Annotated in this window: 19 protein-coding genes; 6 read left to right on the top strand and 13 right to left on the bottom strand. The window is 61.9% G+C overall.

Annotated elements, in window-relative coordinates; all coding sequences use genetic code 11:
- Nucleotides 1–70 precede the first annotated feature (70 nt).
- From aceE to AC3WQS_RS17360, 6 genes are all read left to right on the top strand, one after another.
- A complete protein-coding gene (gene aceE, locus AC3WQS_RS17385; RefSeq protein WP_007735476.1) occupies nucleotides 71–2,926 on the top strand; it encodes a pyruvate dehydrogenase (acetyl-transferring), homodimeric type in 2,856 nt (951 codons plus the stop codon).
- Between the two features lie 99 nt (nucleotides 2,927–3,025).
- Nucleotides 3,026–4,354 (top strand): PucR family transcriptional regulator, encoded by a 1,329-nt coding sequence (locus AC3WQS_RS17380; protein WP_019748966.1) that lies wholly within the window; start codon nucleotides 3,026–3,028, stop codon nucleotides 4,352–4,354.
- A gap of 127 nt (nucleotides 4,355–4,481) precedes the next feature.
- Nucleotides 4,482–5,390, top strand: coding sequence for an ACP S-malonyltransferase (locus AC3WQS_RS17375; RefSeq protein ID WP_020908154.1), 909 nt, complete (start codon nucleotides 4,482–4,484; stop codon nucleotides 5,388–5,390).
- An 84-nt stretch (nucleotides 5,391–5,474) separates the two neighbouring features.
- Nucleotides 5,475–5,750 carry a meromycolate extension acyl carrier protein AcpM gene (gene acpM, locus AC3WQS_RS17370; protein WP_003941649.1) on the top strand — a complete coding sequence of 92 codons (276 nt, stop codon included), beginning with the start codon at nucleotides 5,475–5,477 and terminating at the stop codon, nucleotides 5,748–5,750.
- Between the two features lie 7 nt (nucleotides 5,751–5,757).
- Nucleotides 5,758–7,008: a KasA/KasB family beta-ketoacyl-ACP synthase gene (locus tag AC3WQS_RS17365; RefSeq protein ID WP_003941591.1), complete on the top strand. Its 1,251-nt coding sequence runs from the start codon at nucleotides 5,758–5,760 to the stop codon at nucleotides 7,006–7,008.
- Nucleotides 7,009–7,116: 108 nt separating this feature from the next.
- Nucleotides 7,117–8,550, top strand: a complete 1,434-nt coding sequence (locus AC3WQS_RS17360) for an acyl-CoA carboxylase subunit beta (protein ID WP_003941597.1) — start codon at nucleotides 7,117–7,119, stop codon at nucleotides 8,548–8,550.
- Nucleotides 8,551–8,660: 110 nt separating this feature from the next.
- Here the strand turns inward: AC3WQS_RS17360 and AC3WQS_RS17355 are convergent, their stop codons facing one another.
- The 13 genes from AC3WQS_RS17355 to AC3WQS_RS17295 form a co-directional block, all read right to left on the bottom strand.
- Nucleotides 8,661–9,170, bottom strand: coding sequence for a DUF3145 domain-containing protein (locus tag AC3WQS_RS17355; protein WP_020969931.1), 510 nt, complete (start codon nucleotides 9,168–9,170; stop codon nucleotides 8,661–8,663).
- A gap of 128 nt (nucleotides 9,171–9,298) precedes the next feature.
- Complete coding sequence (locus AC3WQS_RS17350) at nucleotides 9,299–10,138, bottom strand: serine hydrolase domain-containing protein (protein ID WP_492711486.1); 840 nt, start codon at nucleotides 10,136–10,138, stop codon at nucleotides 9,299–9,301.
- Between the two features lie 36 nt (nucleotides 10,139–10,174).
- Nucleotides 10,175–11,302: an NDMA-dependent alcohol dehydrogenase gene (locus AC3WQS_RS17345; RefSeq protein WP_019748970.1), complete on the bottom strand. Its 1,128-nt coding sequence runs from the start codon at nucleotides 11,300–11,302 to the stop codon at nucleotides 10,175–10,177.
- A 310-nt stretch (nucleotides 11,303–11,612) separates the two neighbouring features.
- Nucleotides 11,613–12,917 (bottom strand): HNH endonuclease signature motif containing protein, encoded by a 1,305-nt coding sequence (locus AC3WQS_RS17340; RefSeq protein WP_492711487.1) that lies wholly within the window; start codon nucleotides 12,915–12,917, stop codon nucleotides 11,613–11,615.
- A 64-nt stretch (nucleotides 12,918–12,981) separates the two neighbouring features.
- Nucleotides 12,982–13,656, bottom strand: a complete 675-nt coding sequence (locus AC3WQS_RS17335; protein ID WP_020969934.1) for a response regulator — start codon at nucleotides 13,654–13,656, stop codon at nucleotides 12,982–12,984.
- Nucleotides 13,653–14,855, bottom strand: coding sequence for a sensor histidine kinase (locus AC3WQS_RS17330; RefSeq protein ID WP_019748973.1), 1,203 nt, complete (start codon nucleotides 14,853–14,855; stop codon nucleotides 13,653–13,655). The genes AC3WQS_RS17335 and AC3WQS_RS17330 overlap by 4 nt, the downstream gene beginning before the upstream one ends.
- 18 nt (nucleotides 14,856–14,873) lie before the next feature.
- A complete protein-coding gene (locus tag AC3WQS_RS17325; protein ID WP_024487648.1) occupies nucleotides 14,874–17,090 on the bottom strand; it encodes an MMPL family transporter in 2,217 nt (738 codons plus the stop codon).
- 95 nt (nucleotides 17,091–17,185) lie between these two features.
- Nucleotides 17,186–18,103, bottom strand: coding sequence for a carbohydrate kinase family protein (locus AC3WQS_RS17320; protein WP_020969936.1), 918 nt, complete (start codon nucleotides 18,101–18,103; stop codon nucleotides 17,186–17,188).
- Between the two features lie 95 nt (nucleotides 18,104–18,198).
- A complete protein-coding gene (locus AC3WQS_RS17315) occupies nucleotides 18,199–19,293 on the bottom strand; it encodes an ABC transporter ATP-binding protein (protein ID WP_019748976.1) in 1,095 nt (364 codons plus the stop codon).
- 27 nt (nucleotides 19,294–19,320) lie between these two features.
- The gene (locus AC3WQS_RS17310) at nucleotides 19,321–20,187 is read right to left on the bottom strand and encodes a carbohydrate ABC transporter permease (RefSeq protein ID WP_020969937.1); all 867 of its coding nucleotides are present in this window, start codon (nucleotides 20,185–20,187) and stop codon (nucleotides 19,321–19,323) included.
- Complete coding sequence (locus tag AC3WQS_RS17305; protein WP_019748978.1) at nucleotides 20,187–21,137, bottom strand: carbohydrate ABC transporter permease; 951 nt, start codon at nucleotides 21,135–21,137, stop codon at nucleotides 20,187–20,189. The genes AC3WQS_RS17310 and AC3WQS_RS17305 overlap by 1 nt, the downstream gene beginning before the upstream one ends.
- Nucleotides 21,134–22,486: an ABC transporter substrate-binding protein gene (locus tag AC3WQS_RS17300; RefSeq protein WP_019748979.1), complete on the bottom strand. Its 1,353-nt coding sequence runs from the start codon at nucleotides 22,484–22,486 to the stop codon at nucleotides 21,134–21,136. The genes AC3WQS_RS17305 and AC3WQS_RS17300 overlap by 4 nt, the downstream gene beginning before the upstream one ends.
- A gap of 63 nt (nucleotides 22,487–22,549) precedes the next feature.
- Nucleotides 22,550–23,548 carry a sugar-binding transcriptional regulator gene (locus AC3WQS_RS17295; RefSeq protein WP_492711488.1) on the bottom strand — a complete coding sequence of 333 codons (999 nt, stop codon included), beginning with the start codon at nucleotides 23,546–23,548 and terminating at the stop codon, nucleotides 22,550–22,552.
- Nucleotides 23,549–23,572: the final 24 nt, after the last annotated feature.

Raw genomic sequence — 23,572 nt, 5'->3', positions numbered from 1 at the left:
CCTAACAAGGCCTCGATCACCTATGTAAGGACGCCCCACCACGCGTCCCCAAACCAATGAGGAGCACACGTTGTCTGACCTGATCCAGGGTCCCGCGTCCGGGCAGAACGCCGATTCCGGCGCCGCCGGCGAGTCGGGTTCGCCCGCGTCGAACACGCCGGGGGGAACCGACGGTCGCGTTCGCGTCATTCGCGAAGGTGTTGCGTCGTACCTGCCGGACATCGATCCGGACGAGACCACCGAATGGCTCGAATCATTCGACGGACTTCTGGATCGATCCGGACCCACGCGTGCCCGCTACCTCATGCTCCGCATGCTCGAACGCGCCGGTGAGAAGCACGTCGCACTCCCCGCGCTCACCTCGACCGACTACGTCAACACGATTCCGACCGAAAACGAGCCGTGGTTCCCCGGCGACGAAGAGGTCGAGCGCCGCTATCGCGCCTGGATCCGTTGGAACGCCGCGATCATGGTCCACCGCGCGCAGCGACCGGGCGTCGGCGTCGGCGGTCACATCTCCACCTACGCATCCTCGGCAGCGTTGTACGAAGTCGGCTTCAACCACTTCTTCCGCGGCAAGGACCACCCGGGCGGTGGCGACCACATCTTCATCCAGGGTCACGCCTCCCCCGGCATCTACGCACGCGCCTTCCTCGAGGGCCGCATCCCCGCGGAACAGCTCGACGGATTCCGCCAGGAGAAGTCCCACGCCGACTTCGGCGGAGCACTGCCGTCCTACCCGCACCCGCGGCTGCTTCCCGACTTCTGGGAGTTCCCGACGGTCTCGATGGGCCTCGGCCCGATGAACGCCATCTACCAGGCCCGGTTCAACCACTACCTCAACGACCGCGGCATCAAGGACACCACCGATCAGCACGTGTGGGCATTCCTCGGCGACGGCGAAATGGACGAGCCCGAATCACGCGGCCTCGCTCACGTCGCGGCAACCGAAGGCCTCGACAACCTCACGTTCGTCGTGAACTGCAACCTCCAACGCCTCGACGGCCCGGTCCGCGGCAACGGAAAGATCATCCAGGAACTGGAATCGTTCTTCCGCGGTGCCGGCTGGAACGTCATCAAGGTCGTCTGGGGTCGCGAGTGGGATGCGCTGCTGCACGCCGATCGCGACGGCGCACTCGTCAACCTGATGAACGTGACGCCGGACGGTGACTACCAGACGTACAAGGCCAACGACGGCGCGTTCGTACGCGATCACTTCTTCGGACGTGACCCCCGCACCAAGGAACTGGTCAAGGACCTCACAGACCAGGAAATCTGGAACCTCAAGCGCGGTGGCCACGACTACCGCAAGGTCCACGCCGCCTACGCAGCGGCCATGGCACACAAGGGCCAGCCGACGGTCATCCTGGCGCACACCATCAAGGGCTACACCCTCGGTAAGCACTTCGAGGGCCGCAACGCCACACACCAGATGAAGAAGCTGACGCTGGACGATCTCAAGGCGTTCCGCGACATGCAGCACATCCCGATCTCGGATGCCGAGCTCGAGAAGGATCCGTACCTGCCTCCGTACTACCACCCGGGCGCGGACGCTCCCGAGATCAAGTACATGCTCGACCGTCGTAAAGCACTCGGCGGGTTCCTGCCTTCCCGCAACACCGACGCTGCTCCGCTCAAGCTCCCCGAGGACAAGACGTACGACGTCATCCGCAAGGGCTCGGGCAAGCAGGAAGTCGCCACCACCATGGCGATCGTGCGCATCCTCAAGGAACTGTTGCGCGACAAGGAGATCGGCAAGCGGATCGTGCCGATCATTCCGGACGAGGCCCGTACGTTCGGTATGGACTCGTGGTTCCCGTCGCTAAAGATCTACAACCGCAACGGACAGCTCTACACCTCCGTCGACGCCGAACTCATGCTCGCCTACAAGGAGAGCCCGATCGGCCAGATCCTGCACGAGGGCATCAACGAGGCCGGTTCGACGGCATCGTTCACCGCAGTCGGCACGTCCTACGCCACCCACGGTGAACCGATGATTCCGCTGTACATCTTCTACTCGATGTTCGGTTTCCAGCGCACCGGCGACGGCCTGTGGGCGGCTGCCGACCAGATGGCTCGGGGATTTGTTCTCGGCGCCACCGCCGGTCGTACCACTCTGACCGGTGAAGGTCTCCAGCACGCCGACGGACACTCGCTGCTCCTGGCATCCACCAACCCCGCCGCTGTCACCTACGACGCCGCGTTCTCGTACGAGTTGGCGCACATCGTCAAGGACGGCTTGCGCCGCATGTACGGCGGCACCGAGGGCGTCGACGGTTTCGGTGGCGAGAACATCTTCTACTACCTGACCATCTACAACGAGCCGTACGTTCAGCCGGCCGAGCCCGAAGGTCTCGACGTCGAGGGCTTGCTCAAGGGCATCTACCTCTACAAGACGTCCGAAGCAGCCGGCCCGAAGGCACAGATCCTCGTATCCGGTGTCGCGATGCCCGAGGGTCTGCGTGCGCAGAAGCTGCTCGCCGACGAGTGGGGCGTCTCGGCCGACGTCTGGTCGGTCACGTCCTGGGGTGAGCTGCGCCGCGAAGGCGTCGAATGCGAACGTCAAGCGCTGCTCAATCCGTCCGAGGATGCTCCGGTTCCCTTCGTCACCACGGCGTTGTCCTCGGCCCAAGGCCCTGTCGTCGCGGCTTCGGACTGGATGCGGGCGGTCTCGGACCAGATCCGTCAGTGGGTTCCCGGCGACTACACCACGCTCGGCACGGACGGGTTCGGCTTCTCCGACACCCGCACCGCTGCGCGTCGTTACTTCAACGTCGATGCCGAGTCCATCGTCGTTGCCGTGCTGATCGGTTTGGCGAAGGAAGGATCGATCGAGCGGTCGAAGGCCGTCGAAGCAGCGAGCCGATACCGCATCGACGACGTGAATGCTGCTCCCGAGCAGACCGGGGACACCGGTAGCGCCTAAGTCGTAGGGCAACAGTCCCAGCGATCGAAAACAGACCTACGCCCATCGCCGCGGGTGTCATCTCGACATCCGCTGCGGCGATGGGCGTAGGTTTTTCTCATGCCCGAACCTGATCCCGAGAAACCCGAAGAGGGCGTACGCCGCACTCGACCACAGTCGTCCGGGTTGCAGGCTGTACTCGCCCGCCGTCGTCAGGTTCGCGATCCACTTCCAGAAGCCTTGCTCCGCCGCGTCAAACAGTTCTCCGGTCGGCTCTCCACCGAGGCCGTGACCGTGATGGAGGAGCAGCTTCCGTTCTTCGACAGTCTCGACGCGTCGCAACGTGCCGACGTTCAACTCTTGGTGCAGACGTCGGTGGTGAATTTCCTGGAATGGCTGCGGCAACTCGACTCGGAGATCAGCTTCGGATACGAGTCGTTTCCGGTCATCCCTCAGGATCTTGCTCGACAGCTCACGCTGCGCCAGACCGTCGACATGGTCCGGGTGGCGATGGAATTCTTCGAGAAATGGCTGCCCGCTCTCGCCCGCAACGATCAGCAGCTGATCGCGCTGACAGAAGCCGTCCTGCGCTACGGGCGTGAACTCGGTTTCGCAGCAGCGACGGTGTACGCAAGCGCCGCCGAGTCGCGGGGTGCCCTGGACACGCGACTGGAAGCGCTCGTCGTCGACGCCGTCGTGCAGGGAGACACCGGCTCGGACATGCTCTCCCGCGCAGCCACCTTGAACTGGGACGCCACCGCTCCGGCCACCGTCATCGTCGGGTCTCCCCCGCCGGACGAGCGGGTCTCGGTTGCCGGCACCGTCCACGCCACTGCCGCCGCGCACGGGCGCGCTGTTCTCGCCGTGGTGCAGGGTCCGCGACTGGTGATGATCGTCAGCGGCGAGCTGAGCAGTAAGACGGAAGGCAGCCAATTCCTTCAAGACCTGCTCATGAGTTTCGCCGACGAGCCGGTGGTGATCGGCCCGACAACGCCCTCGTTGAGCGCAGCACACTTCAGTGCGTCCGAAGCTCTCGCGGGAATCAAGGCCGTCGCCGGGTGGCGCGGCGCACCTCGTCCCGTTTTCGCGACTGAACTGCTCCCGGAACGGGCACTACTGGGAGACGACGCTGCCGTAAAGGCTCTTCGCGATTTCCTGGTCGCACCTTTAGCGGAATCCGGCACAGTCTTGACCGATACTTTAGACAGTTATCTCGACTGTGGAGGTGCGGTTGAGACTTGTGCACGTCTTCTGTTTGTTCATCCAAATACCGTTCGGTACCGCTTGAAGCGAATCGCGGAAGTTACCGGCCGGGATCCTACGAATCCACGCGACGCATACGTACTACGGATCGCCGCTACCGTGGGCCGATTGACACAAATCGATCTCAAATCGAACAATTCGGTTACTTCAGTCACATCTTTAACATCCGGACAAACAAACCTGTAACCCCCGAGCGTCCAATTTCGATGGCCGGGCGCGACGTGGGATTTTGTGGGAACCCTACAAAACACTTCGCCAGAGTTCATCGCGACCGACATCTCGCAGGTCACTCGCGGCGGTGTTCTCTTAATAAGTGATTTCGTTGCTCGCCCCGGGACAGGGCTCTCAGACACCCGGCATGCTCAGCCCATGGCTGGCACTGCCCGGAGCGCAAGACCGCCTCGAAGTGTGGTCGAAGGCGGCTGGCCTTGACCTCGTCCGACTCGGCACGACCGCGACTGCAGAAGAAATCACCGACACCTCGGTAACCCAGCCCCTCGTCGTTGCCGCTGCTCTGCTGGCGTACGAGGAAATCGAATCACGTGGGCTCCTCGGCGCCGACGTCATCGCTGCCGGCCATTCAGTGGGTGAACTTGCCGCTGCTGCGGTCGCCGGTGTTATTTCCGCTGACGACGCGGTCGCGCTTGCCGCCCTCCGCGGCGCCGAGATGGCCAAGGCTTGTGCGCTCGAGCCCACCGGCATGTCAGCCGTTCTCGGTGGCGACGAAGCCGAAGTGCTCGCACGACTCGAAGAACTCGGGTTGGAAGCGGCCAACCGCAATGCGGCCGGCCAGATCGTGGCTGCCGGACTGCTCACCGCGCTCGAAGAACTCGCAGCAAACGCACCCGAAAAGGCCCGAGTCCGCGCACTGCCCGTCGCCGGCGCTTTCCACACCCGCTTCATGGCACCTGCACAGGACGCCGTCGCAGCTGCTGCCGCCAAGATCACCCCGTCCGATCCGACGCGCACGCTGCTTTCCAACTCGGATGGCGCACCCGTCTCCTCGGGCGCCGACGCCCTCACCAAACTTGCCGCGCAGGTAACCCGCCCCGTTCGTTGGGACCTCTGCTCCGCGTCGTTGCGGACAGCAGAAGTCAGCGCGATCGTGGAACTCCCGCCGGCCGGAACCCTCGTCGGAATTGCCAAGCGCGAAATGCGTGGCACACCGACGGTGGCCCTCAAGAACCCGGAGGATATCTCCGCACTGTCCGAGCTGACCTAGCTCGGACGCCCACCCGGCCGATCAGCCCGAACGGCGGCCGGACGTTTCACCCCACCTCAATCGATCAAGAAGGGAGCCACACCAGTGGCCCACACTCAGGAAGAAATCATCGCGGAACTCGGCCAGATCGTGGAGGAGGTCACCGGTATCGAGCCTTCCGAGGTCACCGTTGACAAGTCCTTCGTGGACGACCTCGATATCGACTCCCTGTCCATGGTCGAGATCGCTGTTCAGACCGAAGACAAGTACGGCGTGAAGGTCCCCGACGAGGATCTCGCAGGCCTCCGCACCGTCGGCGACATCGTCGCGTACATCCAGAAGCTCGAAGCCGAAGGCGCCGAAGCCAAGAACGCAGAGTGAGCCGACCGTGACTTCCGCTTCTACCCGCAAAGGGAAATTCCCCGACATCGTCGTCACGAGCCTCGCGACGTCGACCTCGGTGGCTGGTGATGTGGATGGCACGTGGAAGGCGCTACTCGCCGGCGAAAGCGGCATCGGAATCCTCGATGACCCGTTCATCGACGAGTTCGACCTTCCCATTCGCATCGGCGGGCACCTGAAGGTTTCACCAGACGAGGGCTTGTCCCGCGTCGAAATTCGACGGATGAGCTGGGTGGAACGCCTTGCCCTCACGTTGAGTCGCACGGTCTGGAGCAACGCCGGCAGCCCCGAAGTCGATCAGGACCGCCTCGCGGTTGTCATCGGCACAGGACTCGGCGGCGGAGACACGCTCATCGACGCCGTCGACAAGCTCCGTGGCGGCGGATACCGCAAGGTGTCCCCGTTCTCGGTGCAGATGGTCATGCCCAACGGACCGGCCGCAACAGTCGGGCTCGAACTCGGGGCCCGCGGCGGCGTCATCACCCCGGTGTCGGCATGTTCGTCAGGTTCCGAGGCAATTGCTCACGCTCACCGCATGCTTGTCATGGGTGACGCGGACATGGTTGTGGCTGGTGGAGTCGAGAGCTTCATCGACGCGGTTCCGATCGCGAGCTTCGCCATGATGCGTGCAATGAGCACCAACAACGACAATCCGGCCGCAGCTTCACGTCCTTTCGACAAGGACCGCGACGGATTCGTCTTCGGCGAAGCCGGCGCACTGATGATCCTCGAAACCGAGGAACACGCAAAGGCACGCGGGGCCACCATTCATGCCCGCCTGCTCGGTTCCGGAATCACTTCGGACGGGTACCACATCGTGGCACCGCATCCGGAAGGCCTGGGCGCGGCGCGAGCCATGACCCGAGCAATCGAGATGGCCGGACTGACGAAGTCCGACATCAAGCACATCAACGCCCACGCCACTGCGACGCCGATCGGTGACATCGCAGAGGCAAAGGCAATCAACGCAGCGGTCGGCAATCACGCTGCGGTGTACGGCCCGAAATCCGCGCTGGGACACTCGATCGGCGCTGTCGGCGCCCTCGAATCAGTCCTCACGGTTCTGGCGGTGCGTGACGGGATCATCCCGCCCACGCTCAATGTTGACAGCCAGGATCCAGAAATCGATCTCGATGTCGTCAAGGGTGAACCCCGAACCGGCTCTTTCGATTTCGCACTGAACAACTCGTTCGGTTTCGGTGGGCACAATGTCGCGCTCGCCTTCGGTCGGGCCTAGCCCGAACCGCGGTTTGCACCTGTCCGCGGGTGTCGTTGCAACACAACGTCACCCGCGGACAACACCGACCTTTCGTTCCACCCAAGGCTCGTACTGAAGGAGGACGCGATGACCATCCTGGCCCCCGTGACAAAGTCCGAATCATCGACAGACCCGCGCGATCCTCTTGCGCGCCTGGAAAATCTGTTCGACCCCGGCACAACAGTGCCGCTCCACGCCCGTGACAAGTCCGGCGTGCTCGCTGCGTCCGGAAACATCGACGGCGTCCGCACCATCGCATACTGCTCCGATGCCACCGTCATGGGCGGCGCAATGGGCGTCGACGGTTGCAAACACCTCGTCAAAGCCATCGATACCGCCATCGAGGAAGAGTCCCCCATCGTGGGTCTCTGGCACTCCGGTGGCGCGCGTCTGGCTGAAGGCGTCGAAGCACTCCACGCAGTCGGACTGGTCTTCGAGGCCATGGTCCGTGCGTCGGGTCTCATACCTCAAATTTCCGTCGTGCTCGGCTTTGCCGCTGGTGGAGCCGCGTACGGTCCAGCCCTCACCGATGTCGTGATCATGGCGCCGGAAGGCCGAGTGTTCGTCACCGGCCCAGACGTAGTTCGCAGTGTCACCGGTGAACAGGTCGACATGGTGTCACTCGGCGGTCCGGACACACACACCAAGAAGTCGGGTGTCGCGCACATCGCCGCACACGACGAGGCCGACGCATTGCACCGCGCACGACGCCTGGTCTCGATGATGTGCGAGCAGGGCGAATTCGATCAGCGGGCAGCGGAACTCGGCGACAGCGATCTGCGCGCCATGATGCCTGCGTCCGCAAAACGTGCATACGACGTTCGTCCCATCGTTCACGAAATGCTCGACAACGTCGAAGGCGAGTCGAGCTTCGAAGAACTGCAAGGCAATTACGCGCGGAGCATCGTCACCGGTTTCGGCCGGATGGCCGGACGCACGGTTGGCGTCATCGCGAACAACCCACTGCGACTCGGGGGGTGCCTGAACTCCGAAAGTGCAGAGAAGGCCGCTCGATTCGTGCGACTGTGCAACGCATTCGGCGTGCCGCTCGTAGTCGTCGTCGATGTTCCCGGGTATCTGCCTGGCGTGTCGATGGAGTGGGAAGGCGTGGTTCGGCGCGGCGCGAAGTTACTTCACGCCTTCGCCGAGGCGACTGTCCCCCGCGTCACCGTTGTCACTCGAAAGATCTACGGCGGCGCATACATCGCAATGAACTCGCGAGCACTGGGAGCCACGGCCGTTTTCGCTTGGCCCAACTCCGAAGTGGCCGTGATGGGCGCGAAGGCTGCTGTCGGCATCCTGCACAAGCGGGCTCTCGCTGCGGCACCGGACGACGAGCGTGAAGCATTGCACGACCGTCTCGCTGCCGAACACGAGGCGATCGCAGGCGGCGTCGACCGCGCTGTCGAAATCGGCGTCGTCGATGAGGAAATCGACCCGGCGAAGACTCGCAGCATCGTCACCGCTGCGCTCGCGTCTGCACCATCTGTCCGTGCGCGCCACAAGAACATTCCGCTCTGACAACCCTGGACAGCAAGGTGGGCCTCGCCGATACGGCGGGGCCCACCTTTGTCATTCAAGTCTTTGTCGTTCAATCCGCGAGAGCACTCAGGGTTCAGGATGGACCTCGGTCAACTGACACGCCTACGCAGCCATGTCACTTCGGCGCCTTCGCCCGAACTCCGGAAGGGCTCGAGTTCCTCGTCCCACGGTGCGCCTATCGCCCGATCGATCTCCGCGGCGATGTCTCCACCGGAATTCATGATGGACCGCAGTTTCATCTCCCCAACAACGACATCACCGTTCGCACTGGTGGATCCGCGCCACAAGCCCAGACCGGGTACATGGCTGTACCGTTCGCCGTCGACGCCACGGCTCGGGTCCTCCGTGACCTCGAACCGCAACATCGGCCACGCCCGTAACGAATCGACCAGGCGGGCACAGGTTCCGACGGGACCTGTCCAATCCGTCGTCGCACGCAGAAGCCCGTCGTAGGCAGGCTGTGAGGTCCATCTGAGCTTGGCAGGGCTGTCCAACGTGGCGGACAAAGCCCAATCCACGTGCGGGCACAGCGCCGCGGGCGACGAGTGGATGTAAACCACACCAGTCGTCACGTCCGCGAATTGATTCATTTCGCGCACTCGAGCCTCCTGCTTCGACGAGGGACGTCTTCCCCAACGACCTCTGTCGAGTTCGTGCAGCACGCTCGATTGAACAGTGTGCCTTGTGTTACCCGTGTTGCGCCAGTGGAAGGAGAGAAATTTGTGCTCTATCGCGAAACTTCACCGACTACGCCATCTGACAATTCAGTCCACAAAGGCTTGGCCCAATCACCGAAGTCGCGATCGGTAAGCACGACGCACGCAGTATCGATCGTGGGATCGACCCACAGGAACGTCCCGGACTGGCCGAAATGACCGAAAGTTGCGGCCGAGTTCTCGAGACCTGTCCAATGCGGACGCTTGTCGCCGCGAATTTCGAATCCGAGTCCCCAGTCGTTGGGGCGCTGAGAGCCGTAACCCGGAAGAATTCCGTTGAGCCCCGGGAACTGCACGGTTGTCGCCTCTGCGAACGTCTGCGTCGAGATCAGGGTCGGCGAGAGCAGTTCAGCCGCGAACTTGGCCAAGTCGTCTGCCGATGCCTGCGCACCGTGACCGGCAGGACCGACAAGAGCCGCGCTGGTCATCCCCAACGGCGCGAACACCGCCTCGGCAAGATAGTCGGCAAACTCGATCTCGGTCTCCCGGGAAACCAACTCGGCAAGCACCTCGAATCCCGCACTCGAGTAGATCCGCTTCGACGCCACCGGCGCCTGAACAACACGTTCGGCGAATGCCAACCCGGAAGCATGTGCGAGGAGATGACGAACGGTCGACCCCTCAGGCCCGGCCGGCCCATCCAACTCGACCGCCCCTTCCTCCACCGCCACCAGAATCGCGTAGGCGCACAACAGTTTTGTCACCGAAGCCAGGGGGAAAACATGCGACTGGTCGCCGCTGAAACCACGAATGCGGTCGCCCTCACCCGGATTCTTCCCGGAGAGGACGACCGCTGCCGCATTGTCGACCGGCCACTGCTGGATTACGTCGAGACTGTGAGTACTGGGCACCCGATCAGACTACTGGCACAAGAGTTGCGCTTTCGATCACCAGTCAGCTTCGGTGTAGCGGATGACGCCGCGGATGTTCTTGCCATCCAACATGTCCTGGTACCCGTCGTTCACGCCTTCGAGCGTGTAGGTCCGAGTGACCATGTCGTCAAGGTTCAGCTTGCCTGCCTTGTACATCGCGAGGAGGTTAGGCACGTCCTGGCGAGCGTTGCCACCGCCGAAAATGTTGCCCTGAAGGTCCTTCTGAAGCATCGACATCAGGAACAGGTTCAGCTTCACATCCATGTCCGTCAGGTGCCCCATTGCAGTGACAACACAACGACCAGCCTTTGCCGTCAGAATCATCGCTTCTTCGACGTACTCACCCTTCATTTCGCCGACGGTGATGATCGTCTTCTGCGCCATGCGTCCGTACGTGGCGTCGATGATCGGCTGAATGGCAGCGGCAGCGCTTTCGAAAGCGTGCGTTGCGCCGAACTTCAGAGCCTGCTCACGCTTCCACGGCACAGGGTCGATGGCAAAGATGTACCGGGCGCCCGATGCAACTGCACCCTGTAGTGCACTGATACCGACGCCGCCGACGCCCATGATCACAACGTCTTCGCCGGGCTTCACATCGGCGATGTGGGTTGCCGATCCCCAACCGGTCGGGACGCCGCAACCGACGAGTGCGGCAACCTCGAACGGAATGTCCTTGTCGATCTTCACCACTGACGACTGGTTCACGACCATGTAGGGCGAGAACGTCCCTAGTAGGCACATCGGGATCACGTTTTCGCCGCGAGCCTGGATCCGGTACGTGCCGTCACTGATGGCCTGGCCGCTGAGGAGACCCATCCCGAGGTCACAAAGATTCTGATGTCCGGCCGAACACGCCGGACAGGTTCCACAAGCCGGAATGAAGGACAGAACGACGTGGTCGCCGACCTCCAGGCCCTTGACCTCCGGGCCGAGCTTGGTGATGACGCCCGAACCCTCGTGCCCGCCCATGACCGGGAACGACGGCATCGGGGTCGCGCCGGTGACGATGTGGTGATCGGAGTGGCACATTCCGGCCGCTTCCATGCGAATTTGAACTTCGCCGGCTACCGGCTCGCCGATCTCGATCTCCTCGACGGACCACTTCTCATTGAGGCCCCACAGGATTGCACCCTTGGTCTTCACGTCACTTCACCCTTTCATTCGCACACCCGCATCTATCTCTGTGACCATAGCCACAAATCCGCGAAATTGGAACGTGTTCTAACGAAAGATTTTGAACTGCAGGTCAGACGTCCAAATGACCTGGCACAACCGGCTTGGCGACGACGAAAGAATGACCCACTGAGTGGGACAGGCCACACGGGCACCCAAAAGTAGAGCCACCCCCAAAGCACGCACCCATTCGACTCCACCTCCCACCAATCGGTCGGACACAGAGCAGCGGATCCGAGACAGGCCTGGGCACGTTCTGGTGCATCTGAGATTTGCCCCCTCAGGTTTGGAATGTGGTGTTCGCCGGTCGCGGGTGCTGGCCGGGGTCGATCGAGGGTGGTGGGATGAACCAGGGTTTGTTGTCGACCCCGATGCGGATCACCCATTTCCCGACGAACCCGGATTTCCGGTGCATCAACCGGTGATGTGAACGGCACAGCAGGACAAGGTTGTTCATCACCGTCGGGCCGCCGTTGGCCCAGTGCCGAATATGGTGCGCATCCGTCCACGCGGGCACGCACGCGCAGCCCGGGAACGCGCACCCCTTGTCCCGGGCGATCAACGCCACTCGCTGCTCCGCGGTGACCAACCTCTTTCCGGGTCTCGCATCCAACGGAGCCCCGTGACCGTCGAGCAGAACAGTCGAGAGGAAACAGTCACACCCGAGGAGTCTGGTCTGCGACACCGACAGTGGCCCCAGCCAGGGCATGTGCCCGACATCGAGATCCGACACAGCCGCTCCACCATCAGGAGCAGCGGGTGTTCCGGCGCAGTCCCGGTGCTCAGCCAGATCACGCGCGTTGATGTGCACGTTCACGTGCGGCCGCTGACCCCCATCGACACCGGTCTTCGCGCAATCCAGATACCGCCGAATCAGTTCGGTGAACCCGTCCGCGGTCCGCTTCGCTGCCGACCGAGAATCCGGGGTTCCATCGGGTGCCGGGGTGGGCATCGTCAGATTCGACAGGGCGGAGAGCAGCATTTCACCGGTGAGGGCGTCGAAATCTCCGCGCACCACCACCCGGCCGTTCAACGTCGACGCGATCCGCAACTCGTTGCGATCGACATCTTCGGCGGGCGGAATCTCATCGGACTCGAAGATTCGCTCCAAGGTCGCGATGACGTTCCGGACTTTCGTCGTCGTGGCCTCCACACCGGAAGCAGCAGCCAACAGTAGGTCGACACAGCGAGGCAACGCGGCGTCCGGCATCCCCTTCGGTGGTGATTCGCAGAACGCCACGATCAACACGGCATGATCGAAGGAGCAATCCCCGACATCAAAGCGAGCCGCCACCGCCGGAAGCGGGCGTAGCGCTGCACCGAGGGCGGCGATCTTCTTCCCGTCCCGGACCTGCAGCATCGTGTTCGCCGCCAACCAGCACCCCACCCCGCGGCTGGCGATCACCTGATCATCCGGCCGCAACGACAACTCGTCCACCACCGCCACACGAACAGCCTCGAGACGAAGAACCTCCGCACTCGCCTCGATAGCAGCGGTACGTAACTCCGCAGCAGACAACCGCCACAGGCGTCCGCGCAACCCCACCGCAGAACCAGACACCACATCCGACAACAGAACACTCATTGAATCCCCCGATCCCCTCCCCAAACAATACTCGAACACCCGTTCGAGTCAAGAGTTTCTCGAGTCAATCCACCGAGCGTCCCGGAATCACCACACCGCATTGATAGGCGAGAACCACCAGTTGCGCGCGGTCGCGGACATCCAGTTTCGTCATCGCCCGGTTCACATGGGTTTTTGCCGTGACCGCGCTGATCACCAATTCCGCGGCGATTTCGTCGTTGGACATCCCGAGGGCAACGAGGGTGACCACTTCGAGTTCGCGTGGTGTCAATTGACCGAATATCCCGGAAGTCGAGTCGGCCCGCGACGGAGTGGAAAGGAATCGAGAAATCAACGCGCTGGTCGCAATCGGCGACAACAAAGAGTTCCCACCTGCGACCGTCCGAACAGCATCAAGTAGATCCTCAGCTCGGATTCCTTTGCCGATGAAGCCGCTCGCTCCCGCCCGGATCGCCTGTGCCACATGTTCATCCACTTCGAAGGTCGTCAGGATCAGTACGTGTACGTCGGTCAAATCCGGATGATCGGCGATCATGGCGGTCGCTTCGACTCCGCTGGTGCCCGGCATGCGAATGTCCATCAGAACAACGTCGGGCCGGTGCTCGAGCGCCGCCTGGAATGCCTGCTCTCCGTCTGCCGCCTCGGCGACCACCTCCATGTCGTCTTCCGAACCGATCAGCAGCGCAAGCGTTTGACGGAAGAGCGCCTGATCGTCTGCCACTACCACCCGAATACTCACGACTCCTCACGCTCCGAACCGCTGGAGACCGAGACCAGCGGCAGTTGGGCGTCCACACGAAATCCCCCGTCCGCGCGGAATCCTGCTGAGACCTCGCCTCCCATTGCCTGTGCCCTCTCCTTCATTCCCAGCAGTCCGTACCCGGGCGGTGACGTCGAAGGCACTGCCGTTCCGGAGTTTTCGACCGACAGCACCAGAACCTCGGCTTCGTACGACAACGACACGGTGACGGCCCCCGGCAACGCATGCTTGCTTGCATTCACGAGCGCTTCCTGGATAATTCGGTACGCCGTGAGGTCTACTGCTGGCCCGAGAGGGCGCAGCGAACCCACTGCGCGCACTTCGATTTCCATTCCCGCACTGACGAATTGATCCACCAGTGCCGGTAGATCCGAAAGCCCCGGAGCCGGTTTCATCGAGCGATCACCGTCCTGAGCGTCACGGAGAACTCCGACCGTGGCCCGAATTTCATCGAGTGCCGCCTTGGACGTTTCCTCCACTCCGCGTAGTGCAGTCGTCGCCTTCTCGGGGTCTTTCCCGATCAAGTGCGACGCGACCCCGACTTGCAGGTTGACCAAGGCAATGTGGTGCGCGACAACGTCGTGCAGGTCTCGCGCAATCCGCATCCTTTCTTCGACGACGCGGTGTCGGGCCTCGTCCTCGCGCATTCTTTCCGCTTGCACCGCGCGCGCCTCGACGGACTCCAGATAGGCTCGGCGAGAACGGACCTCGGCGCCGGCGAAACTTGCCATCAGCAACCAGGCCAACAACCCCAGTGCCTCCTGCAGGAGATTGTTCCCCACTCCCAGGAAGATTGTGACGAGCATCAGCGAGCTGACTGTGCTCGCCGCTGCGAAGAAGGTCCTCCGGCGGTCACTCGTGCTGGCAACGTAGTAGAGGCACACCATCGCCGCGGAACCTGTGCCGGCATTCGGCGGCGCTGACAGTGCAATCATCAATACGCCGAGAAGTACTGCCACCGCCAGCGCCGAGAACGGGTAGCGCCTCCGGAATACGATGGTTGCCGCTGCGATCGCTGTTACAAGGACTCCCACAACTGTTACTTCGCGGGTGTCATTGCCATCGAGCGCGATGCGGTGCGCCGTCCACGTGGCAAGGAGCACGAGGATCGTCAGTGCCAGGTCGATGGTGCGCGGGTGTTCCGCACACCATCGACCCCACGTCGATGTCGAAGTCATCGATCTACCGTATCCGGGTCATACCGACAACTTGTCGCTCGTGGGTTCACTGGATTCCTTCGAATCTGCGAGCAGCGCAGTCAACTGCTCCCCCTCGACATCGACGTTCGGGACCAACCGGTCCAGCCATGAGGGGAACCACCATGCCTTCGAGCCCAACAGGGACATGACGGCCGGTACGACGGTCATACGAATCACGAAGGCGTCGAACAGAACCGCGAACGAGAGTCCGAGTCCGATCTGCATGATGAAGGCGTCGCCGCCGAAGATGAAGCCCGCGAAAACGGCGATCATGATCAGCGCCGCGGCCGTGACGACTCGGGCGCCCTGGTCGAAGCCCTTCACGACTGCTTCGTCCGGTCCGTCACCGTGGACGAACGCTTCACGCATTCTGGTCACCAGGAACACCTGGTAGTCCATCGCCAACCCGAAGACGATGCCGATCATGAAGATGGGCAACATCGCCACAACTGATCCGGTTTGGCCTTCGATTCCGAGAATGCCGGCGAACCAACCCCACTGGAAGATCGCGACCAGCACACCGAACGTCGCGCCGATCGAGAGCAGAAATCCGAGAGTTGCCTTGAGCGGTACCAAGATCGAGCGGAACACCAGCATCAAAAGAATGAAGGCGAGGCCGACGACCAATGCGAGGTAGGGAACGAGGGCATCAGCCAAGCGGTCCGAGACGTCGATCGTCAACGCTGTCTGACCGGTGACCGACATCGTGGCCCCGGTCTCGTCGGTCAGTGATCCGGCGACCTCACGTATATCTGCGACGAGCGCCTTTGTTGCCTCGGTTTCCGGGCCACTCGAGGGAACCACCGTGATGACTGCTGTATCGCCGGCCTGATTGAGTGCTGGCGGCGTCACTGCCGCTACGTCGGGCAGAGCACCGAGCTTTTCCTGGGCGCCGCTCAATGCCGCTGCCGGATCTGCGGCGTCGGCAACGTCGACGACCACCATGAGCGGACCGCTGAACCCGGCACCGAACCCCTCGGATAGTCGGTCGGTAGCCCTGGCGGCAGTTGTGTCGGGCACTGGTGGGCTCGCCAAACTCAGGTTGATTCCGAAGGTGGGGATCGCCAGCAATCCCAACCCGAGGACTGACGCGAGCAAAACCGGAACTCGACGCCGGATCACGAACTTGGCCCATCGCGAGCCCGCCCCCTCCGACTGTTTCCGGTGTGTCAGTTCACCGCCGGACGCCAGCAGTCGACGATCAGACCGACTCAGGACGCGCGACCCTGCAAATCCGAGTGTGGCGGGCAGCAGCGTCAGTGAAATCACCACTGCAACAGCAACTGCGAATGCTGCAGCCAGACCCATGCTTGTCAGGAACGGGATGTTCACGACGAACAGTCCGGCCAGTGCGATAAGGACGGTCAACCCCGCGAACACTACGGCCGAACCCGCAGTCCCCGCTGCGCGGCCCGCAGCAATTTCCGGATCATGTCCGTCACGTAGTTCGGAGCGGTAGCGCGAGACGATGAACAGCGAATAGTCGATCGCCACGGCGAGCCCCAGCATCATTGCCAGGACGGTTGTGCTCGAACCCAGTTCGATGAAACCAGTTGCGATGGTGATCGTGCAGATCGCGATGCCGATGCCGATCAACGCGCTGATCAAAGGAAGCCCCGCCGCAACCAAGGAACCGAAGGTGACGGTCAGCACCACCGCGGCGATCGCGACTCCGATCACCTCTCCCATCGATTCGGCGCTGCTTTCCATCAGCACGTTGCCGGCAACATCGACTGCCAGCCCTGAATCCGAGGCGTCGTGGACAGCGGACTCGAGCAGTTCTTTCGAACTGTCCGGCAAGTCCATCGAGTCGGCGGTATAGGAGACCTGCATGTATCCGATCGTCCCGGTCGGCGACACTCCGCCGGATGCATACGGATCCGATACCGCTGCAACCTCGGGGTCCTTCCCGAGCGCAGAGACCAATTCACTGACGGATTGTCGAATGGCCGGATCGGCGAGCGTCGTGCCCGCCGGAGATTCGAAGACTATGCGAGCACTGGCTCCGCCGGTGGAAGATTCCGGGAACCGTTCAGCCAGAAGGTCCTGTGCCGCTTGCGATTCTGTGCCCGGGATCGACAATGTGTTGACGGTCGGACCGGACAGCGTTGCTGCGCCTACTCCGCCCGCCACCAGCAGGACGACCCAGAAGCCCACCATTGCCCAGCGACGACGAAACGCGAGTCGCGAGAGTTTGTACAGGAATATCGACATGCGTATCACTGTGCCGATACACGACCCCGTCGCACATCGTGCACAGGTAGGCAGTTCGACGTACTGCGCTCGCAGTAGGGCGGTGGTCCCCAGTGCTAGACGGGCAGGCCCAACTCCCTTGACCACGGCGGATCCGCCCCTGGTCGTGACACGGTGACGGCTGCCGCGCGTGCGGCAAAGGTCAACGCGGCCGACCAATCTGCCTCGGAGAACGCACGCACAACGGCGACGTCGAGTGCATCGTGACGATCAAGGTAGGCCAGCAGGGCTCCGTGAACGGTATCGCCCGCACCGATCGTGTCCGCGACGTCAACTGCGGGCGCCGGCACCGAAACATCGAGTTCCTTGGTGATCAACCGCAACCCGTCACCGCCACGGGTGAGCAGTACGGCGCCGACGCCTTCGTCGAGCCACTCGGCGCCGTCAACCGAACCCAACCACTTCGCGTCGTCGTCGCTCACTTTGAGAATATCGATGGCAGGCAACCACGAACGAAATCGTCGTCGATATGCTTCCGGGTCCGAGATCACCGCCGGACGAATGTTGGGGTCCACCATGGTGAGTCGACCGCGGGCGTGTGCTTCGTGCAGCATGGCTTCGTAAGCGGAGGCCCCGGGCTCGAGCACCAGCGACAGCGTTCCGAACGAGAATGCCCGGGCAGAGGGAAGTTTCGGCAGCGCGAACTGTCGATCCGCCGTTCCCTCAAGGTAGAAGGAATACCGCGCACCTCCGTCCGCCGCAAGGTTCACGACGGCCAGAGTTGTCGGCTCGGGCCCACGTTCGACTCCGGTCGTGTCGACATTCGACGCGGCCAGCGAGTCGATCATCCGATCTCCGAACGCGTCGGTGGACAAGCGAGAGACGAATCCCACGTCGGATCCGAGTCGACCCACCGCGATCGCAACGTTGAACGGTCCACCGCCCAACTTGGGTGAGAAGTTCTCCCCCACCGGAACCAGATCAACCAGTCCCTCACCACACACCACGACGGATCGTTCGCGTGTATCACTCATCGGTAGACCCTAACCTTCTCACCAGTCGAAGATGGATGTGACCTGCTCGGCACGAACGAGTTCGGGTGCCGAGCAGGTCACGATTGTGGTGGGATTCAGCTACCCACGCGCTCACCCGTAGTCGGGTCGAAGAGGTGAACAGGACCGTCCACCCGCTCGAAGCCCAGCGTCTGGCCGTACTGCAGCTTCGATCGCCCGCCGGTGCGTGCAACGAGCGAGATCGGGTCGGCTTCGGTACCAGGCACGTGTGCGTAGATGTACGACTCGTTGCCCAGTTCCTCTACCAGGTCGATCTGAGCTGCGATTCCGTCTCCGGCAGCAACCACCTGGAATTGCTCGGGCCGAATTCCTACTGTGACCGAAGCCAGACCGGCCGCGGCGATTGCCGCCATCTGCTCGCGGTCCAGCGGAACCTCGACGTCGCCGAAACGCACCCCACCCGAACTGACCGGCGCCGTTACCAAGTTCATACCTGGAGATCCGATGAAGCCGGCAACAAACGCATTGGCCGGCCGATCGTAAAGTTCGGTCGGAGAAGCGAATTGTTGCAACTTGCCGCCCTTGAGCACTGCCACGCGATCACCCATCGTCATCGCTTCCACCTGATCGTGCGTGACGTAGACGGTGGTGGTTCCGAGACGACGCTGCAACGCCGCGATCTGCGTGCGGGTCTGGACGCGTAGCTTTGCGTCGAGGTTGGAGAGCGGCTCGTCCATGCAGAACACTTGCGGTTCACGAACGATTGCTCGGCCCATGGCAACTCGCTGCCGTTGACCACCGGAAAGCTTGGCCGGTTTGCGGTCGAGGTATTCCGTCAGGTCAAGCAGTTTGGCCGCTTCGGCAACTTTCTTCTTACGCTCCTCGACGGGCACACCGCGCATCTTCAACGCGAACCCCATGTTTTCGCCGACGGTTTTATTGGGGTACAGCGCGTAATTCTGGAAGACCATTGCGATGTCGCGATCCTTCGACGGGACATCGGTCATGTCCTTGCCGTTGATGGTGATCGCACCGGAATCGATGTCCTCGAGCCCTGCCAACATGCGCAGGGCCGTGGACTTTCCGGAACCTGACGGACCGACGAGCACGATGAACTCCCCGTCCTTGATGTCAAGATCGAGTGAATCTACAGCGAGGGTCCCGGCACCTTCGTAGATGCAAGACGCTTTCTGGTACGAGATTTCAGCCATGACGAACTCCTGAGAGGGTGAGGAGAATTATTTGATTGCACCGAAGGACAGGCCGCGCACCAGTTTGTTCTGGGCGAACCAACCGGCCAGGATGACGGGCAATGCCGCCATGGTCGCTGCCGCGGAGAGCCGAGCCCAGTACAGGCCCTCGCCGGTGATGAACCCGACCAGGAAGACCGGAATCGTCTGCGCTTGAACAGCTGTCAGGTTGACTGCGAAGAAGAATTCGTTCCACGAGAAGATCACGCAGATCAGCGCAGTCGCAGCAATTCCGGGCGAGATCAGCGGGAGGATCACCTCTCGAACCGAGGTCCACAAACTCGCGCCGTCCATGCTGGCGGCTTCGAGAAGCTCGCCGGGGACTTCGAGAAAGAACGAACGCATCATCCACACTGCGATCGGCAGATTCATCGATGTGTACAAGATGACCAGCGCCCAGATGTTGTCGAGCAATCCGATGTCGTTGACGATCACGTACAGCGGCACGATTGCGGCGACGACTGGGAGCATCTTGGTACTGATGAAGAAGAACAGCACATCCTGCGTCTTCTTCACCGGGCGAAGAGACAATGCAAACGCAGCCGGAACACCCAGTAGCAGAACAAGAATCGTCGACATTCCTGTGGCAAATGCCGAGTTCGCCAGCGTGGTACCCAGACCGGAATCGAGGACGGCACGGAACTGTTCGAGGGTGGGAGTGAAGAACAGCTTCGGCGGGTCCGTGTAGGCGTCTGCCTCGGTCTTGAACGCGGTCAGGACCATCCAGAAGACCGGAAAGAAGAATCCGAGAGCGGCGATCCACGCCACGACCGACCACGGACTGAACTTACTGCTCTTCTTTTTCTTGACGACGGGTTTGTCGGTCGTCGCGCTTGTCGTCTCTACGGCAGTCATCACGCCGCCTCCTCGTTGCCGGTGAAGCTCTTGAAGATCAATCGGAGCGCGAGTGTCGAGACGATGATGGTCGCGATCACTGTCACGACACCCATCGCCGCAGCTTGACCTACGTCGAAGCCGAGGAATGCGCGCTGGTAGATGTAGAACGGCAGGTTCGAGCTGGCCACGCCTGGCCCGCCCGAGGTCATCATGTACACCGCGTCAAAGGTGTTCACGAGGTAGATCGCACCCAGAACTGCACCGAGTTCGATGAAACGGCGCAGGTGCGGCAGTGTCAGTTCGCGGAACATCGCAAACGGCTTGGCTCCGTCCACCCGTGCGGCTTCGAGGATGTCTCGGGGCATGGACTGCAAGCCGGCCAGAATGAGCAGCATCATGAAAGGCGTCCACTGCCAGATCAGATTGATCATGACGGCGGCGAGCGGAAACTTGCTGACCCAGTCGACCTGGCCGACACCGAAAGGCTGGAGGACAAAGTTCACGATACCGAACACCGGGTCGAACATTGTTGTCTTCCAGAGCAATGCGCCAGCGACGGGGGTGATGAGAAATGGCGTGATCAGCAGTGTCCGCACGATCCCGCGACCGAGGAAGGCTCTGTCGAGTAGCAGTGCCAACGCGAGTCCGAGGATCACCGAAACGATGACCGTACCCACGATCATGATGACCGTGTTGACCGCGACTTCCCGAAACTGACTGTCCTTGAAAACCTCGATGTAGTTGTCGAACCCGTTGAAGTGCCGCGATCCCGGCCGGACAAGGTTCCACGACTGCGTCGAGTAGTAGAGGGTGAACAGAAACGGAATCTGGGTGACGACGATCGAGAAGATCAACGCCGGCAACAGGGGACCTCTACGACGCCAACCCTCGGCGCGGGAGATCTTCTTTTCGACACGGACCGGTGGCGCGTCGTCCACCGTAGTTCTGGGCTCGGCAACCGTAGTCATCGGTTCTCCTGATAGGTCTTGCCGACCACCTCGGCATACTGCTGGGATTGTTCGAGCGCTTCTTTCACGCTCTTCTGACCCGCGATGGCAGCACTGATCTGCTGGCTGACGCGAGTGCCCAGGTCCTGAAACTCAGGGATTGTGAGGAACTGGACGCCGGTGTACGGAACCGGTTGCACTGTCGGGTTTTTCGGATCTGCATTGTTGATCGATTCGAGGGTGATCGGCCCGAATGCCTGTGCGGCCTCTTGATACTCCGGAATCTCGTAGGTCGAAAGGCGACTTCCCGGAGGAACTCTCGACCAGCCGAGTTCGGTTCCGACCTTCTGGATGTAGTCCTTGTTCGTCATCCAGGAAATGAACTTCCAGGCGTCATCTTTGTTCTTTGCCGACTCCGGGATTCCGAGCGCCCAGGTGTAGAGCCAACCAGGATCGGACTTCTCGACCTTCGGGGCCTTCGCATATCCGATGTTGCCGACTACCTTCGACGACGCAGGGTCCTCAAGAACTGACACAGCCGACGTCGCGTCGTACCACATCGCCGTGTTGCCTTGCGCGAATTGTGTTGCACATTCACCGAATCCGCTTGTGGCAGGACCCGGCTGACCGTGCTCCTTGACCGTGTCCACGTAGAACTGAACCGCATCCTCGACCTGCGGACTGGTCAACTGCGCATTCCAATTCTCGTCGTACCAGCGTCCACCGAAGGTGTTGATCACGGTGTTCAGCGGTGCGAGTACCTCACCCCAGCCAGGCTTTCCGCGCAAGCAGATTCCCGCCATCTTGGCATCCGGGTTGTCGAACTGCGCTGCCCAACCTGCAACTTCTTGCCACGTCGGGTCTTCGGGAACTGTTATCCCCGCCTGATCGAACAGATCCTTGCGGTACATCAGGAACGACGACTCCCCGTAGAACGGGACCGCGTACATACTGTCCTCGTATGACAGAGAAGTCTTGATCGACGGTATGAAGTCGTCCTCGTCATAACCGGGCGTCTTGTCTGCATACTCGGACAGGTTCGTGAGCCAACCGTTGGCGGCCCACTGAGGTGTCTCGTAGTTGCTGATCATCACGACGTCGAACTCACCGCCGCCGGTTGCCGTCGACGCTGTGATCTTGGCGCGCGCCTGATTCTCGGAAAGGCTGACGAATTTGAGGTCGATGCCAGGGTTCTCGGCTTCGAAAGCCGGCGCCAGTTTGATGGCGTCCTGCATCTGCGAGTTCGACACCATCGCGATGGTGACTGTTCGTTCGCCGGAACCACCGAGCGCACCAGCGCCCGCACATCCCGACACCAGGAGGCAGAGCGCCGCCGCGGCAGCGCCCCACACTCGTCTTCCTGTTTTCACGGATTACCTTCCTTCACACTTGCGTGTCAGTCGCGCGCTCGGACAGCGAAACTCGTGAGATCGCTAGCCTTCGAGCAGCCACTGGGCGCACTCGACGTCGGTGACGAGTACGTTTGCCAAACCTCCGCGCAATGCGCCCAGAACGGCCTGGCGTTTGTGTGTTCCCCCCGAAATCAGAATCGTCTGATCGCAGGATTTCACTGCGTCGAGCGATACGGAGACCGTTCGCTCAGGCAGTGGCCCCTCCACTGGATTGCCGTCGATCGTGTAGAAACGGCCGCCGATTTCACCGACAGCGCCTCGACTTTCCAACTCGTCCAGCATGGTCGAGTCGACGAAGCTACCGGCAAACAAGGTCGTGGCAGTCGAGACGGCACCGACTCCGAAAACCATGATGTCGGAATCAGTTCCGGCTTGCAGCGCCTTCGAGATGACCGAGTCGTTTCGCATCGACTCCACAGTCGCCGGGTCGGCATATAGCGGAGCATTGAGGCGAACAGGATTGGCCTGCAACTGTTGTGCACATCGGCCGATGGTGAAGTCGACACCGGTTTGGTAGTCGGTCACCGTCATGGAGCCGTCAAGTTGTACCACAGCCGAGCACTTCGCCGCCTTGTCTGGCAAAGATCCTGCTACCGCAACGGTTTCCGGACCCCAGGTAAACCCGAGAACGCTCGACGGCTGCAGACGACGAACCAGAACTTCCGCTGCTCGTCGGCCGAGCGCGTCGAAGTCCGGATCGTCCGAGTCCGAATTTGCTTCGGGCACAATCAAAACTTCGGCCAACCCGAAGTGCTTCTCCAGTTTCGATTCCAACTCCGTGTTCACCGAACCTTCGAGCTCCGGCGGCACCATAATCTCGATCCTGACCAAACCTTGCGTCCGCGCCCTGGCCAACAGCCGCCCGGCCGTAGGCCGCGAGACGCCCAACTTCGCTGCAATCTCCGCCTGAGTAGCGCCTTCGAGGTGATACATGGTCGCTGCCCGCAAGGCGAGCCGCACATCCTCGGAAGCCGGCAACTTCGACGACTTGAGTCCTGCGGGCTGAGCCGACTGGTTCACACGGTCTCCTTGTGTATCAGGTTC

The sequence above is a fragment of the Rhodococcus sp. FW305-130 genome, assembly GCF_058788335.1.
The sequence above is the reverse complement of the archived record's forward strand: the minus strand, read 5'-3'. Positions and strand labels throughout refer to the sequence as shown.